This is a genomic window from Lactobacillus sp. ESL0263 (assembly GCF_003692845.1).
Lineage (GTDB): Bacteria > Bacillota > Bacilli > Lactobacillales > Lactobacillaceae > Lactobacillus > Lactobacillus apis.
On sequence record NZ_REHL01000004.1, the window covers coordinates 530,021 to 543,079 of the forward strand.

The 13,059-nt window shown below is 34.4% G+C and carries 16 protein-coding genes; 5 read left to right on the top strand and 11 right to left on the bottom strand.

Annotated elements, in window-relative coordinates:
* Positions 1–2: 2 nt before the first annotated feature.
* From F5ESL0263_RS04515 to F5ESL0263_RS04525, 3 genes are read right to left on the bottom strand one after another with little or no spacing between them, the layout of a single operon-like run.
* Positions 3–1,373, bottom strand: a complete 1,371-nt coding sequence (locus tag F5ESL0263_RS04515) for an RsmB/NOP family class I SAM-dependent RNA methyltransferase (protein ID WP_122035182.1) — start codon at positions 1,371–1,373, stop codon at positions 3–5.
* On the bottom strand, positions 1,366–2,331 hold the full coding sequence (locus tag F5ESL0263_RS04520) for a hypothetical protein (protein ID WP_074425322.1): 966 nt from the start codon (positions 2,329–2,331) through the stop codon (positions 1,366–1,368). Before F5ESL0263_RS04520 ends, F5ESL0263_RS04515 begins: the two co-directional genes overlap by 8 nt.
* Positions 2,321–3,073, bottom strand: a complete 753-nt coding sequence (locus tag F5ESL0263_RS04525) for an SAM-dependent methyltransferase (protein ID WP_122035184.1) — start codon at positions 3,071–3,073, stop codon at positions 2,321–2,323. Before F5ESL0263_RS04525 ends, F5ESL0263_RS04520 begins: the two co-directional genes overlap by 11 nt.
* Before the next feature lie 83 nt (positions 3,074–3,156).
* Between F5ESL0263_RS04525 and lepB the strand changes: the two genes are divergently transcribed.
* The gene (gene lepB / locus F5ESL0263_RS04530) at positions 3,157–3,735 is read left to right on the top strand and encodes a signal peptidase I (RefSeq protein WP_046306911.1); all 579 of its coding nucleotides are present in this window, start codon (positions 3,157–3,159) and stop codon (positions 3,733–3,735) included.
* Between the two features lie 61 nt (positions 3,736–3,796).
* Positions 3,797–3,988, top strand: coding sequence for an LBP_cg2779 family protein (locus F5ESL0263_RS04535; protein ID WP_109715510.1), 192 nt, complete (start codon positions 3,797–3,799; stop codon positions 3,986–3,988).
* Positions 3,989–4,059: 71 nt separating this feature from the next.
* On the opposite strand, the gene F5ESL0263_RS04540 is transcribed toward F5ESL0263_RS04535, so the two are convergent.
* The 8 genes from F5ESL0263_RS04540 to F5ESL0263_RS04575 all read right to left on the bottom strand — a co-directional run bounded on the left by F5ESL0263_RS04540 (position 4,060) and on the right by F5ESL0263_RS04575 (position 10,856).
* Positions 4,060–4,926 carry a hypothetical protein gene (locus F5ESL0263_RS04540; RefSeq protein ID WP_122035186.1) on the bottom strand — a complete coding sequence of 289 codons (867 nt, stop codon included), beginning with the start codon at positions 4,924–4,926 and terminating at the stop codon, positions 4,060–4,062.
* On the bottom strand, positions 4,926–5,630 hold the full coding sequence (locus F5ESL0263_RS04545; protein ID WP_122035188.1) for an ABC transporter ATP-binding protein: 705 nt from the start codon (positions 5,628–5,630) through the stop codon (positions 4,926–4,928). The genes F5ESL0263_RS04540 and F5ESL0263_RS04545 overlap by 1 nt, the downstream gene beginning before the upstream one ends.
* 229 nt (positions 5,631–5,859) lie before the next feature.
* Positions 5,860–6,681, bottom strand: a complete 822-nt coding sequence (locus F5ESL0263_RS04550) for a hypothetical protein (RefSeq protein ID WP_122035190.1) — start codon at positions 6,679–6,681, stop codon at positions 5,860–5,862.
* Entirely contained in the window at positions 6,681–7,385 is a 705-nt protein-coding gene (locus F5ESL0263_RS04555; protein WP_122035192.1) for an ATP-binding cassette domain-containing protein, read from the bottom strand. Before F5ESL0263_RS04555 ends, F5ESL0263_RS04550 begins: the two co-directional genes overlap by 1 nt.
* 11 nt (positions 7,386–7,396) lie before the next feature.
* Positions 7,397–7,750 carry a GntR family transcriptional regulator gene (locus F5ESL0263_RS04560; RefSeq protein WP_122035194.1) on the bottom strand — a complete coding sequence of 118 codons (354 nt, stop codon included), beginning with the start codon at positions 7,748–7,750 and terminating at the stop codon, positions 7,397–7,399.
* A gap of 370 nt (positions 7,751–8,120) precedes the next feature.
* The gene (gene pepT / locus F5ESL0263_RS04565; RefSeq protein WP_122035196.1) at positions 8,121–9,365 is read right to left on the bottom strand and encodes a peptidase T; all 1,245 of its coding nucleotides are present in this window, start codon (positions 9,363–9,365) and stop codon (positions 8,121–8,123) included.
* A 14-nt stretch (positions 9,366–9,379) separates the two neighbouring features.
* The gene (locus F5ESL0263_RS04570; RefSeq protein WP_122035198.1) at positions 9,380–10,177 is read right to left on the bottom strand and encodes a Nif3-like dinuclear metal center hexameric protein; all 798 of its coding nucleotides are present in this window, start codon (positions 10,175–10,177) and stop codon (positions 9,380–9,382) included.
* Positions 10,170–10,856, bottom strand: coding sequence for a class I SAM-dependent methyltransferase (locus tag F5ESL0263_RS04575; RefSeq protein WP_122035621.1), 687 nt, complete (start codon positions 10,854–10,856; stop codon positions 10,170–10,172). The genes F5ESL0263_RS04570 and F5ESL0263_RS04575 overlap by 8 nt, the downstream gene beginning before the upstream one ends.
* A 141-nt stretch (positions 10,857–10,997) precedes the next feature.
* On the opposite strand from F5ESL0263_RS04575, the gene F5ESL0263_RS04580 reads away from it, so the two are divergent.
* From F5ESL0263_RS04580 to F5ESL0263_RS04590, 3 genes are read left to right on the top strand one after another with little or no spacing between them, the layout of a single operon-like run.
* Complete coding sequence (locus tag F5ESL0263_RS04580; protein ID WP_122035200.1) at positions 10,998–11,312, top strand: hypothetical protein; 315 nt, start codon at positions 10,998–11,000, stop codon at positions 11,310–11,312.
* Between the two features lie 51 nt (positions 11,313–11,363).
* Positions 11,364–11,804, top strand: a complete 441-nt coding sequence (locus F5ESL0263_RS04585; protein WP_199724290.1) for an 8-oxo-dGTP diphosphatase — start codon at positions 11,364–11,366, stop codon at positions 11,802–11,804.
* Between the two features lie 12 nt (positions 11,805–11,816).
* Entirely contained in the window at positions 11,817–13,022 is a 1,206-nt protein-coding gene (locus F5ESL0263_RS04590) for a CPBP family intramembrane glutamic endopeptidase (RefSeq protein ID WP_122035202.1), read from the top strand.
* Positions 13,023–13,059 lie beyond the last annotated feature (37 nt).

A 13,059-nucleotide genomic window follows, 5' to 3' on the forward strand; every position in this document is an offset into this window, starting at 1 on the left:
TTTTACTTCCGTAATCCCTTTGGATAAAAATTCTTTAACACATTATTAGTTATTTTACCAAAACTGAACACGCAATTTTGGTAACTAACTAGCACAAAACCGTGTAAAGCTGATTCTAGGCGAATAGTCTCACCATGAATATACTTAGCATAATCTTCTTTAGTTAAATTTACTACCTGTTTTTGTTTTCTTTGTCCTAATACCAGCGCTAATTGATGACTCGGTTCAAAGCGCTTTTTCTTTAAAATTCCTAACTCTAATCCGTTACTAATAATTTTAAAATGCATGTTGTCAGCCTCGATTGCAGGAAGATAAACATGATTTTGACTTACTAAACAAGATGTTGACCAGTTAGCAAGTTCTAGGGGTAAATTAAATGGTTTTAAAACTTCTTCAACTAATGCACTTTCTGACCTCGTCAATTTTGCTTTGTTTTGATGAGTTTTCCGCTTTTTGACTTTAGTGCTGGTGCTTTCTTCTCGTTCAGCTAATTGTAATTTAGCTACATACTGCCCTTCACCTAAATTATCGTTTGGCCAAAAACGTAATGTCCCCTTTATTGCAGGATCGTTATTGGCCCAATCTGGATGTCCTGGTTCAACAGCAGATGTATTTACTTTGATTGGAAGAATTTTAAAGCCAAATTGCTCAACTAACCAGGATACGATTTCTTCATCCTCTTCTGGCGAAAAAGTACAAGTTGAGTAAACCAATTCGCCACCAGGCTTAAGCATTTTTACTGCTTCGGTCAGAATATCCTGTTGTCTTTTTTGGCAAGTCATAACATAGTCTTGTGACCAATAAGAAATTGCTTCAGGATTTTTTCGAAACATCCCTTCCCCACTACACGGAGCATCGACAATAATTTTATCGAAAAATTGCGTAAACGGTTGAACTAACTTTTCTGGGCTTGCAGAAGTTATTAGTGCATTAATTACCCCCCAGCGCTCTAAGTTTTCTCTTAAGGCTTTAACTCGTATATTAGAAATTTCATTTGCAACAAGTAGTCCCTTACCTTTCAGTTGTTCAGCGATAAACGTGCTTTTTCCTCCAGGAGCAGCGCATAAATCGAGTACTTTGTCTCCAGGGTGAATATCAGCAATCATGGCAGGAAACATTGCTGCAGGATCTTGAGAATAGACTAAGCCACTTATAGCTTCCGGGTCTTGACCATTAATCTGGCCGTAGTATGCATTTTTAAGTCCAGGAATCGGTTGATCGAGAGAATAAGAGACTTCTCGCTGCCCTTTTAAAGTATTGATTCTAAATGCCTTTTTGGCGGGTTGGTTCATCGCATCAAATAATTCTTGTGCTTGCTTTTGACCAAGTAATTTTTGATATTTAGAAATAAATTCAGCGGGTAAATTAAGCATGTGTGTTTTCCTTTCGCCAACATAAAAAGATGAAGAAGCTATAAACAAGCGCAACTACGCCCCAACTACCCAAAAGAAGCATTAAAAGGTGCTCTCGATTTGAATAAAAAGCACGCCAGCAAAGGAAGAAATATGCTCCAAGTGATAATAATAGCTCTACTAATATTATTCTAAAGCCATGATTGGCAAGCCAATTGCGTAATAAACTACCTTTTAAGTGAGTCGCTTTAACGGTTTGCCAATCCAAGTAAGCCAAGATGATGTTAGCAATAGTGGCCACAAAGACTAGCAAAATGATGAATAAAAATTCTTTAATTACGGAAAGCTGACGCTTTTGATGCTTTCTTACAAATACTGGTGTTTTAACTTTAACATGATAATGACGGGCAATTTTTCTAATTACCTTATTAGAGCTATCAATAATGATGGTATAGTCTTTAAGCTTGAATTTACCTGTAGGCTGCTTGGTACCGGTTGTTAGATAATAGCCATTTTGTTTCATTCGGCGATAGTGCTTCAGGGTACCAATCACAGAATAATAAGTATTATTTAAATTAATGTACTCATTATTTTGTGTTTTTAATGTTGGAACCTTAGCATTTAGGCCTAAAACTCCAAATGAAACACGTCCCTTAAAGTCATCTGAAGTAAAATATCGTCCAGATTCCGTTGGTAATGTTAAAACATCATGATTGGACCAAACTAATGTCTGATTGTCCTTTCTTTTACTCGTTAAGTGAAGTTGAATTTTATTTTGGGGAAAGGTTTTTTCTAGATATTTTAAAAAGTCGCTAACACTTTGGTTATTTTTGATTTCAAAGCTGCGCGTGTTGTTGCTCAAGCCATAAGCCTCAAGTAGTTGGTTAGCTTCTTGGGACTGGACGTTTGAAAGCATTGTACCCGTACCGAGTAATGTTAAAAAAATAATTAATAGTAAGAGGATTTTTTTAGATCTCATGTTTTATCTCAAATATTTGTTCTTCAATAAAATCAAAACTTGTAAATGAATGATTAATTGTCTGTAATTCTGGCGAATGGGTGAAATGGATTTGGTGCCAAAAAGTAGCAGAATTTGTTACACCATTTTTTTCACCAATAAATAGTAAGCGACTAGATGGATTGTACTTTTGCCAAGCTTCTATCGCGTTTAAATCACTTTCATCAAAATTAGGTGCCCATGCACAAATAACTAGTTGAACCTCAGGAAACGCTTGAATTGCCTTAGGTGCAGATAAATTCAATACCTTTGTAGCCTGTTGACTTCCAGTTTTTGAAGTTTTTGACCATTCTAATGAGTCTGTTGCAATTGTCTTTAAACCTACTTCAGTTAAAGCTTTAGACCAATATGCATTTCCTGCCATAATTTCTAAAACGGAGCTAATTTTAAACTGCTCCTTAATTAGTTTGGCAGTTTCCAAATTTGGCAATGACCAAACACCGTAATTGATTGATAGATACTGCCTCATGCTATTAAGAAGCTGATTAGTAACTTTTATATTGCCCTTCTGCTGCCTTGACATACAACTTTCAAGCTTTTCAACTTCATTTGGATAAAAACCAAGTCGTCTAGGAGCAGTCGGTAAGATTTTCTTTTCTTTCATGTAGCGGTCAATTTGATTAACCTCTTTAATTTGGTCATGAATTAGTGGGTTATCAAGCTGAGCATCTAATTGATTAATTTTCTTTAAATAATCTGTCATTTCTAATACCTACAATGATTTTACCATTCATGTGACTAGATTTCAGTTATAATAAAAGGTAACTGAATAAAGGAGAATATTTTATGGCAAAAAATGTAACAAAAAAGCAAGATAACGAAGAAGAAAGTCTTGGAAAATTCATCCTAGACGTTGTCATAATGATGGTGGTAATTCTTGGTGCTTTCTATCTTGTCTTCCACTTCGTTCTTTCAAATGATGAAGTTTCTGGTCCATCAATGCAGCCAACTTTTGAAGATAAAGATCGTTTGATTTCGGTACGGAACTTTACGCCTAAACGTAACGACGTGGTAGTATTATTAGCTCCTAAGGCCGCAAATGACACTCCTGGAGCAATGTATATTAAGCGTGTTATTGGTTTGCCAGGTGATAAAATCGTTTCTAAAAACGACAAAATGTATATTAATGGCAAAAGATTAGCTGAACCATACCTTAATAACAAATACAAAAAAGCTGACAATGATGCTGGACATACATACACCACTAATTTTACTTATAAAGTACCTAAAGGCTATTATTGGGTAATGGGTGATCATCGTGATATCTCAAAAGACTCCCACATTTTTGGACCTGTAAAAAGAGAAAATCTAGTCGGTAAAGTTACCTTTAGATATTGGCCTTTTAATAAAATTCAAGGATTTTAGCAGTACTTTTCTTTGAATTTTTTGGTTTTTTGGCTAAAATAATTGTAAAGGAGATTTTATTATGAATCAGCAAATAGAAGAATTATCCGATGCAATTATTACTTACCAGACAGAACATCATACTACAGATACAGATTTAGCATTTGCTAGTCACCTGTCGGTCGAGAAAATTCATGCAATGAAGGCTGGTGAAGGTGAATTCACTCCTGAAGAAATCAATCAACTGTATGACTTTCTTGCTACCAAGCGTTAAGTTGAAACGAATATAAAAAATGGCCTCAAGTCTTGCTTGGGGTCATTTTTCTTTGTTTGAAGAGAAATACACTATTTCTTTTCCCTTGCTTCGAAAAAGTAGTTGAATATCAAAGTATTAGCTATAAATAAAAAGATATCAAAGATTAACATGATAATAAGAGAAATACCAAAGTCTATATACCTATCATTATACTCATAGCCAAAAATACTGCTAAACAGAAAGTTTATCGGGAAGTCGATAAGTGACGCTAAGAAGCTATTAGCACTAAAGGCAACCCAACAAGCAACAACTATGACTACGATAAAAATGACTCTGAGAAAAGCTTGACCGCTTGTAGTGGGTAAAAATTCTAAAATTGCACGACTTGAAAAGTTTAAAAAATCAACTACAAAAAAGACAAAAAGAGTAATTAAAATCAATAGTAATATAGAGCCCCAAATTTTGAAAGCTCGTTCATTGAATAATTGAGACATTGCGTTTGAAGGACTGGAGAAACCTGTAATCACGTTCTTCTTGAAACGACTATCCGTTAGTACCGACATTCCGAATAAAAGCAAAAGTCCAATTACGTCTAAGATTCCGAGATAAACAATTGAGACAAATGAACTAAGCGTATTATCAAGATAAAGATTGGTGCTGCTCATTGGAATTAGCCGCCAGGTTTGACTGCGGTTTACCCTTTGAGCAAATATTGCTATCAAGCAAACAGCAATAAATCCAAAAACAAGAACAAGAAAGAAGAAAGACGTCATCCAGTTGGTTATGAAATTAAAATCATTTACATAAGTATTGCGGATAAAGTGATTATTTTCAAATTTATACAGAGAAAAAAAGGTTATTGCCATTGAAGTTAGAATCTGAAAAAGCATCAAGGTGTTAAGCTTCTTAGTTTTTAATTTGAATAGCTCAGTAAAGCAGCAATTAAAAAGTGACATTATTCTTCTTCCTCCTGATAAAGTCCTTCATAGTATTCTTCAATACTATGATTTCTAGCTCTAATATCATCCGCTGATAAATGTTCATATACAGTATGATCTCTAATAATCACAACCTCATCTAGCATGGAAGAAATTTCGTTAACAAAGTGATCAGAAACTAAAATAGTAGATTCCTTAGCCTTCCATAAAATAATTGAGTTAATGATCTTTTTTCGAGCCATCGCATCAATTCCGGAAAAGGGCTCATCTAATAGATATAAATCTACTTTACGCGAAAATGTTAGTGCAATAACTAGTTTTTCACGCATACCTTTTGACATTTCAGAAAGGCGCATCTCAGAATCAATTTTCATAAAACCACGTAGCTGTTCGAATTCATTTACATCAAAATCTTGGTAAATAACTTCATAGAATTTGCTAATTTGTTCTACTTTTGTATTTTCAGAAAATCCAGATAAATTATCAGTAAAGGATATGTGCTTTTTCCTTTCAACTTCATTATCCTCTCCTGCTACCATTACAGTGCCATGATAATTTTTAGCCATGCTATCAATAATTCGCATCAAAGTAGTTTTTCCTGCACCATTTTCTCCTAATAATGCAACAATTTTTCCTGGTCCTAATGTTAGATTGACATTATTTAAGATCGTTTTTTGATTTTTTCGATACGTCAAATCTTTGATTTCTAGTAGATTTCCCATTAAGTTCGCTCCTAGTTCTAATACACTTTATTAACAACTAAATCTTTTGCTTTATACGAGTACGTTTGTCAATCATCATACCCTGAGATAATTCAATTTGGAGATCAAATCAGCTGTTTATACTGTATTATATTTCTATTACACTATTATGATAGACTAAAAAAATCTGCCATGCAATCCTTTTTAACAAAAAACTACTCACTAATATTTTTAATGAGTAGTTTGATAGTTATTTCTTTTCTTTTGGCTCAATATATTGATTGAACAAGAACAAATTAATGGCAATGAAAAGCAAGTCAAAGCAAATGAATATTGAAATTGGCTCCAATAAATCATTTGACGACGTTGATTGAAAAAAGACTGCAAATGGTGCATCAAAAATAGGCGTTAGAGCTCGGATTCCTTTGACTAATGCCCATATGAGAATGAACACTAGAAAAACGCGGATGAACCCCAACAAAGACTTGTTTTTAATTGATCCTGGTAAAAAACTAATAATTGCTTGGCTGGAGAAGTTTAAAAAACTAAGCATTAAATAAAAGAGTAGACAAAATAAAACAAGTAAGATTAGTGACTGGATAACAACAATAAAATCTTCAACATTGAAAACAAAACTACTTTTTTCATACGATGTCATAACTTCTGAATGAAATGTGCCATCAAATTGAAAGGCCAACAAAAAACTAATACCTATACCAATGGCTTCTATACATGCAAAATATGCTAATGTTGCAATTGAAGTGAAGATATTATCCAAATAATACTTTGAATCAGAGATTGGTAATAACCGCAAAGACTGGTTCACGTTAATTGACTCATTTTCATTACAAGTTATGCAGTATAAAGCCAATGCTGCAATAAAGGAGAAAAAGAGGAAAAACATGAAAAACGATGGAAAAACCCCTAAATCTTGCCTTCCAAAATAAACATGTCCACTCGTAGTAAAACTAAGTACAGTAATTGCTATGGCTGCAATTAATTGGACAAGCAGTACGTAGTTAGCCTTCTTAATTTTTCGTGTAAATAAAGTAGCAAAAAGCCGACCGAACATTATTCTTCACCCTCTCCATATATGTTTTCATAAAATTCTTCGATGCTTTGATTACTCTCACGTATTTCTTCAGTTGATTTGTGACAGTAGATTGTTTTATCTTTTACAACAACAACTTCGTCAAGCATAGAAGCAATTTCGTTAACGAAATGATCAGAGATTAGAATAGTTGCTTCATCCGCTTTCCATAGAATAATTGAACTAATAATTTTTTTTCGAGCCATCGCGTCAATTCCAGAGAAAGGTTCGTCGAGTAAATAGAGTTCTGCTTGACGTGAAAAAGTCAAAGCAATAATTAGCTTTTCACGCATACCCTTTGACATTTCAGACAGACGTAAGTTTTCATTTAATCTCATGAACTTTTGTAGCTGCTTAAATTTATTTTTGTCAAAATCATCATAAAGATATTCGTAAAAATTAATTATTTTCGCAACTTTAGTACTTTCCTTAAATCCTGATAAACTGTCAGAGAAAGAAATGACCCTTTTACGGTCCGCAACAGATTGAACTCCATCAATTGCAACCATACCGCGAAAATTCTTATTAATTCCTGCGATTACGCGCATCAATGTTGTTTTACCAGCACCATTTTCGCCTAAAAGAGCAACAATTTTGCCATGCTTTAAGTTTAAATTGATATCTTTAAGAATTACTTTTAGGTTCTTTCTATATGTTAAATTTTCAATTTCTAAGAGATTGCTCATTAACTATTCCCCTACTTTAAATAAGCTGATAAGATATCACGAATTTGATCATTTGACACACCCAAATCATTCATACTTTGAACAAATTTATTTAGCTCATCATTAATCAATTCCTGTTTTGTCTTTTCAAGCAAGTCTGTATCTTCGGTAACAAAATTACCTTCTCCGCGCTTAGTATACAAAATCCCCTCTACGTTCATTTGTTGCAAAGCTCTTTGTACCGTGTTTACATTAACAGTCAATTGAACTGCTAGCTCACGTACAGAAGGAATTTTCTGCCCTGGCTTTAATTCGCCGGTAACAATTTGACGATATAGATATTGCTTGATTTGCAGATAAATGGGAATATTATCCTTGAATTCCACAAATCCACCATCCTTTTACTGTATCACATTTCTAATACACTGTAATAATACCGCAGTTTATATGTTAGTGCAATCTTTTTTATTTCTTCCTAATAAATACTTCTAAAAAGTAATTTTATGTTCTTATTGATCGTTTATAAGAGTCTTATTATTTTTTCAGTGTTCCACGACTCTGCATTTTTACTTGATTTCAAACAAAAAAGCCGATTAACTCATTAATAGCAACGTTTTAATCGGCATTTTTTGATTATTAGAGTAGATGTGCATAATTAAGCTGGTATTACCCAACAGTAATTATCATTGATATAAAAGCACTTATCTCATTTAAGTTAATTTTAGAGAAAGTGCTTTTCTAACCTTTTTTGTTTCACTATTTATTATTTGTTGCGTTCATTTCGACCATTCTGATCATAACGTCAACTGCTTTGTACATTGATTCTAAAACAGTGTATTCGTAACGACCATGCATGTTTTCCTGACCTGAGAATAGGTTTGGACATGGTAAACCACGATAAGTCAGTTGACTACCGTCTGTACCACCTCTAATTGGATCCTCGTCGATTTCGGTCAATCCTTCTTTACGATATGCATCTCTTGCTAAGTTAACAACATCCATGTGCTTTTCAAGCTCATCTGCCATGTTGTAATATTGATCTCTCATTGTTAATTTGATTCGCTCAGTACCAAATTCATCATTCATTTTAGTGACAATGTCTTTAACCAAGTTTTTACGACGCTCAAGACCATCACGTTCAAAGTCACGGACAATGTACTCAAGATATGCATTATCAACTGTTCCCTGGAAATCAGTTAAATGGAAGAAGCCTTGTCGTCCATCAGTTTTTTCTGGTACTTCGTCTGCTGGGAGTTGATTTTGGAAGTTAATACCTATTTGGATTGCACTGATCATCTGATTTTTAGCAACTGATGGGTGAACATTTACTCCTTGAATGTTAAGTGTAAATGTTGCTGCTGAGAAAGTTCCCCAGTCAAGCTTACCTGGAGCAGCCCCATCAAGTGTATACCCGAAGTCTGCACCAAACTCATCAATGTCAAAGTGAGGGGCACCAGTACCAATTTCTTCATCAGGTGTAAAGGCCAAACGAATTTTTCCATGCTTAACTTCTGGATGATTCATCAAATATTCAGCTAGAGTTACTACTTCACTGACACCACACTTGTCATCTCCACCTAGCAATGTATCACCTGATGTAGTAATAAGCGTTTTACCGGCATATTTTTTGAGGTTAGGGAAAACCTCAGGATCCAAGTAAAAATCAGAATCACCTAATTGAATTTTTGATTTACCATCATAGTTTTCATGGACTTGTGGGCGAACATTTTCCGCATTGAAATCTGCCGTATCACAATGTGCTAGAAAACCCATTACTGGAACTTCATAATCAATATTTGAAGGAATTTCAGCGATTACACAGCCGGATTTTTGGTTGTAATGTACATCACTTAAGCCCAAATCCTCTAAATCCTTCATTACAACTTCTTTTTGGAAGTCTTCTTGACGCTTAGTGGATGGAAAACGGTCTGAGTGCTCATCCGAACGCGAGTTAACTTTTACATATTTTAAAAATCTGGGTAATAAATTTGGGTATTCCATAAAAACTCCTTTATTTAAACTAAATCTTGGAACGGGTTAGTTGAAACGTGTGACTTAATGACATTAACATTCCAATTATTTTCTTCATTCCATTTAATTAACTTTTCATATATTTTATCCTTAAATAATTTTTCTGTATAGTGCCCAGGATCAATTACTGTTATTCCTGAAGAAATCATATCGTGACCAGTATGATAATAAACGTCTCCGGTTATAAAGGCATCTATCTTTTCATTAACCGCTTGGTGCCAGTACTTACCCCCATCTCCGCAAATAAGTGAAACAGTTGAAATTTGTTGCTGGTTATCAGCAGTAATCAATCTAACCATTTTGATATTCATTTTCTCTTTTACATAATATGCAAAATCAATTGCAGAGAGTGGTTTAGGCAGCTTGCCTTTTCGTCCAATAGCAATGCCGTCACTATCTAGACAAAAAGGCTGTACATCAGTCAAACCTAATTCTTCTGCCTGCCAATCGCTAGACCCATCTTGAGCTTTATCAGAATTAGTATGAATTGAATAGACAGTAATGCCGTTAGCAATTATTTTGCCATACATTTCATTTTGTGGATCAGCAAAGTTTAAGTTAGGGGCAGGCCTAAACATTAAAGGATGATGGCTGATAATTAGATCAACATGCTCTTTTATTGCTTCTTCAACAACTTGTGGTCGAACATCTAATGTGGTCATAACCTTGGTAACTGGTTGCTCTAAAGAACCAATTTGAATGCCAACGGGGTCACCAGCACTTGCAATTTCTTCAGGAAAAAAATCGTTTAAAACTTTCACTAGGTCTTTAACTTTAGTCATTTAATTCTCCTTTGATCATTTCAATCTGTTCTTGAACCTGTTTGATATGGGACATATCTTTGTTTTTTGCCTTATTTAAATTAACTAACAAATTTTGTTGGTACTTTAGCTGCCCCACCCATTTATTAGTAAAAGTCTGATTTTTAGTCTTAATTAAGATTGGACCAAAATATAATTCTTTTTTAGTTAATGGGATATTTGATTCAGTTTTTTTAGCCTTAATCAGTTCATATATATGACCGGCTTCAGCCACAATTTGTTCATCGACAATCTGATAGCTGTGCTGCATCAACCATTTACGAACACCATATTCTCCAACATTTGGTTCAAGAATTAAGGTGTCGAAACTCATTTTTTTGTTAACTAAGGCATCATTTAAAATCTGACTCATCAAGTTGCCGCCCATGCCTGCAATCACTACAGTATCAATGTTGTCTTTGGCTGAGATGGTTTCGAGTCCAGCGCCTAGACGAGTTTCTATTTTTCCTTCTAAGCCAGCCTCTTTAATATCCTGTTTTGCATTATCAAGCGGTCCTTTTCCAATATCACTAGCAATTGCAAAATTGACCTTGCCTGATTTGACTAATTCAATTGGTAAGTATGCGTGATCAGTACCAATATCTGCAATTCGCGCATCTTGATCTACCATGGTTGCGAGTTTGTTTAAACGTAAATTCACTTTTCGACCTACTTTCCATGTATAAAATTTTAGCATACACTTACTGCTCTTTGTTCAAAATAGTTAGAAACCGCTGTATTTTTCACTGATAAAAGATTTATAATAAAAATATCGTAATTTTGTAATGAGAGGACTTTTTGAATGAATAAATCAGAGACTCATAAACTCAAGCCCTTTATTCGAGATCAGCTAAATAGAAAACTAATTCAGCCGGTAATGCCAACTTCGGTTAACGTCGCTGTACCTCCAGAAATTCTACAGCCTGATTTGTTCAGAAATAATCTGCAGAGCACTGATAACGGAGCGGATTTAAGGGCAATTTGGACTAATGTTCCTTTGAAAAAATCCGACCTGTCCACATCCAATACTGTAAAAGGAAAGATTATCAGCGATAGCAACAGCCAAACAATTAATATCAATGGCAAAAACTTTCCATTTCATCCTTTTGGGAAGTAGCTTTAAAGAACGCAAAGTTAAATAGTTTTAAAAAGATGGAGAATTTTAAATTTGGATCGAACGGAACCAGTTACTTTAACAAATATGTGTATGATTAAAAAAGGTGAACAAATTTTGGTCATTGATCGAAATGATCCCTCCTGGCCAGGTTTAACTTTTCCGGGTGGACATGTTGAAGCACATGAGTCTTTTTATGATTCTGTTGTTCGTGAGGTTAAAGAAGAAACCAATCTCGACATTAAAAATCCACGTCTTAGTGGTATTAAGCAATTTTTCGATGAAAACGATCATCGTTATTTAGTTTTTTTCTATATTGCTACAGAGTTTACAGGCACTGTAAAAGCTTCTCATGAAGGAAACTTAGTTTGGATGACGAAAGAAGAATTGTTAAATCATCAATTGGCCTATAATTTTGATCGTGACTTACTTGTATACTTTAACGACGATATTGATGAGCATATCTTGGATGAAAGCAGAGATGAATTATTTTAAGGAGAATTTGAAATGCCTTCTGAACAAGCAATTAAGCGTTGGCACCTAGGACAAATAATAGTTCAAGAAATTTTGATCATTGTGGCGCTTGTGCTATTTTTTAAAATCAAGCCCCTGACCAAAAGTAAAAATGAGGCAGTGGTAGTTCTATCAGTTTTGTTCATACTGGTATCTCTACAACTAACTCTTCTATGCGAAAAACATCCTACGAGAAAAATAGTCCAATTTAATCATTATTTTCAAGCCGTTAATATCCAAATATGTTTTTTAGTACTCCTCGCAATCGGAGCAGATTTTATCAAAGTTTTTAATACTAAGAACCTTATCTGGCTGATAATTCCACTTACTCTGTATGAACTAGTTCTGCTAGTTCCTATGGCAGAACTTTCCTGGGGAAAAATAAGCAGTGTAATTGGGCAAATCATAACTTTATTATTATTCTCAAGTCTGATACTTGCTATACCGGGAACGTTGACTATGAACAGCTCCCCTTCTTTGCTACAAATGCTTAATAAAACTGAAGTTACTGGGACAATTTGTTTTGTAATCACTTCAGTAGTTGTCATGCATAAATGGGGCTATCAAGCTCCCGGCTTGAGATTGAGTTCAAGAGCTAAATATGCAGTTCTAGCGTTTATATCTTTATTTATTTTTGTTGACTGCTTTTTTAATGCTTTTAATGAAGCAGATAACTGGGGGCAACTGCTCACGAGCTGGAATTTTCAGATTACTACGAAACATATAATAAAGCTCGTTTGCAGAGGCATAGAAGCCGGTATAGCTGAAGAATGGTTGATGCGTTTTTGTATTTTAAGCATTTTACTCAGAACTTTTAAAAATGCGCAACATCAAATCTCATGGGCGGTTGTATTAGACGGTTTGATTTTTGGAGCACTCCATATTGTTAACCTAATAGAGCAGCCACTACCGGCTACAATTTTACAAATGATTGATGCAAGTGTAGCTGGTATTGCTTTTGCAGCAATTTATCTTTATACTGGATCTTTTTTCATAAATATAGGCTACCATGCAGTTTTTGATATCCTAGTTTTCTTGGCTTCCGGTACTACTGTCATGACTAACCCCACTAATTTTGAATGGCAGTATTTAATCTTAACAACCTTAGTTTATCTAGCTTTTTCAGTTTTCTTATTATCAGGTAAACGCAAAAGTGTTATTGAATACAACATGAAGCAATGGGGATTAGCTGATAGCTGATACTTATGGAATATACGGCTATAATAAAAAAGACAAG

Excerpts from the sequence above, each read along its gene's own strand:
- F5ESL0263_RS04515 (WP_122035182.1), bottom strand. The coding sequence starts at position 1,373 with ATGCTTAATTTACCCGCTGAATTTATTTCTAAATATCAAAAATTACTT.
- F5ESL0263_RS04520 (WP_074425322.1), bottom strand. The coding sequence starts at position 2,331 with ATGAGATCTAAAAAAATCCTCTTACTATTAATTATTTTTTTAACATTA.
- F5ESL0263_RS04525 (WP_122035184.1), bottom strand. The coding sequence starts at position 3,073 with ATGACAGATTATTTAAAGAAAATTAATCAATTAGATGCTCAGCTTGAT.
- lepB (WP_046306911.1), top strand. The coding sequence starts at position 3,157 with ATGGCAAAAAATGTAACAAAAAAGCAAGATAACGAAGAAGAAAGTCTT.
- F5ESL0263_RS04535 (WP_109715510.1), top strand. The coding sequence starts at position 3,797 with ATGAATCAGCAAATAGAAGAATTATCCGATGCAATTATTACTTACCAG.
- F5ESL0263_RS04540 (WP_122035186.1), bottom strand. The coding sequence starts at position 4,926 with ATGTCACTTTTTAATTGCTGCTTTACTGAGCTATTCAAATTAAAAACT.
- F5ESL0263_RS04545 (WP_122035188.1), bottom strand. The coding sequence starts at position 5,630 with ATGGGAAATCTACTAGAAATCAAAGATTTGACGTATCGAAAAAATCAA.
- F5ESL0263_RS04550 (WP_122035190.1), bottom strand. The coding sequence starts at position 6,681 with ATGTTCGGTCGGCTTTTTGCTACTTTATTTACACGAAAAATTAAGAAG.
- F5ESL0263_RS04555 (WP_122035192.1), bottom strand. The coding sequence starts at position 7,385 with ATGAGCAATCTCTTAGAAATTGAAAATTTAACATATAGAAAGAACCTA.
- pepT (WP_122035196.1), bottom strand. The coding sequence starts at position 9,365 with ATGGAATACCCAAATTTATTACCCAGATTTTTAAAATATGTAAAAGTT.
- F5ESL0263_RS04570 (WP_122035198.1), bottom strand. The coding sequence starts at position 10,177 with ATGACTAAAGTTAAAGACCTAGTGAAAGTTTTAAACGATTTTTTTCCT.
- F5ESL0263_RS04580 (WP_122035200.1), top strand. The coding sequence starts at position 10,998 with ATGAATAAATCAGAGACTCATAAACTCAAGCCCTTTATTCGAGATCAG.
- F5ESL0263_RS04590 (WP_122035202.1), top strand. The coding sequence starts at position 11,817 with ATGCCTTCTGAACAAGCAATTAAGCGTTGGCACCTAGGACAAATAATA.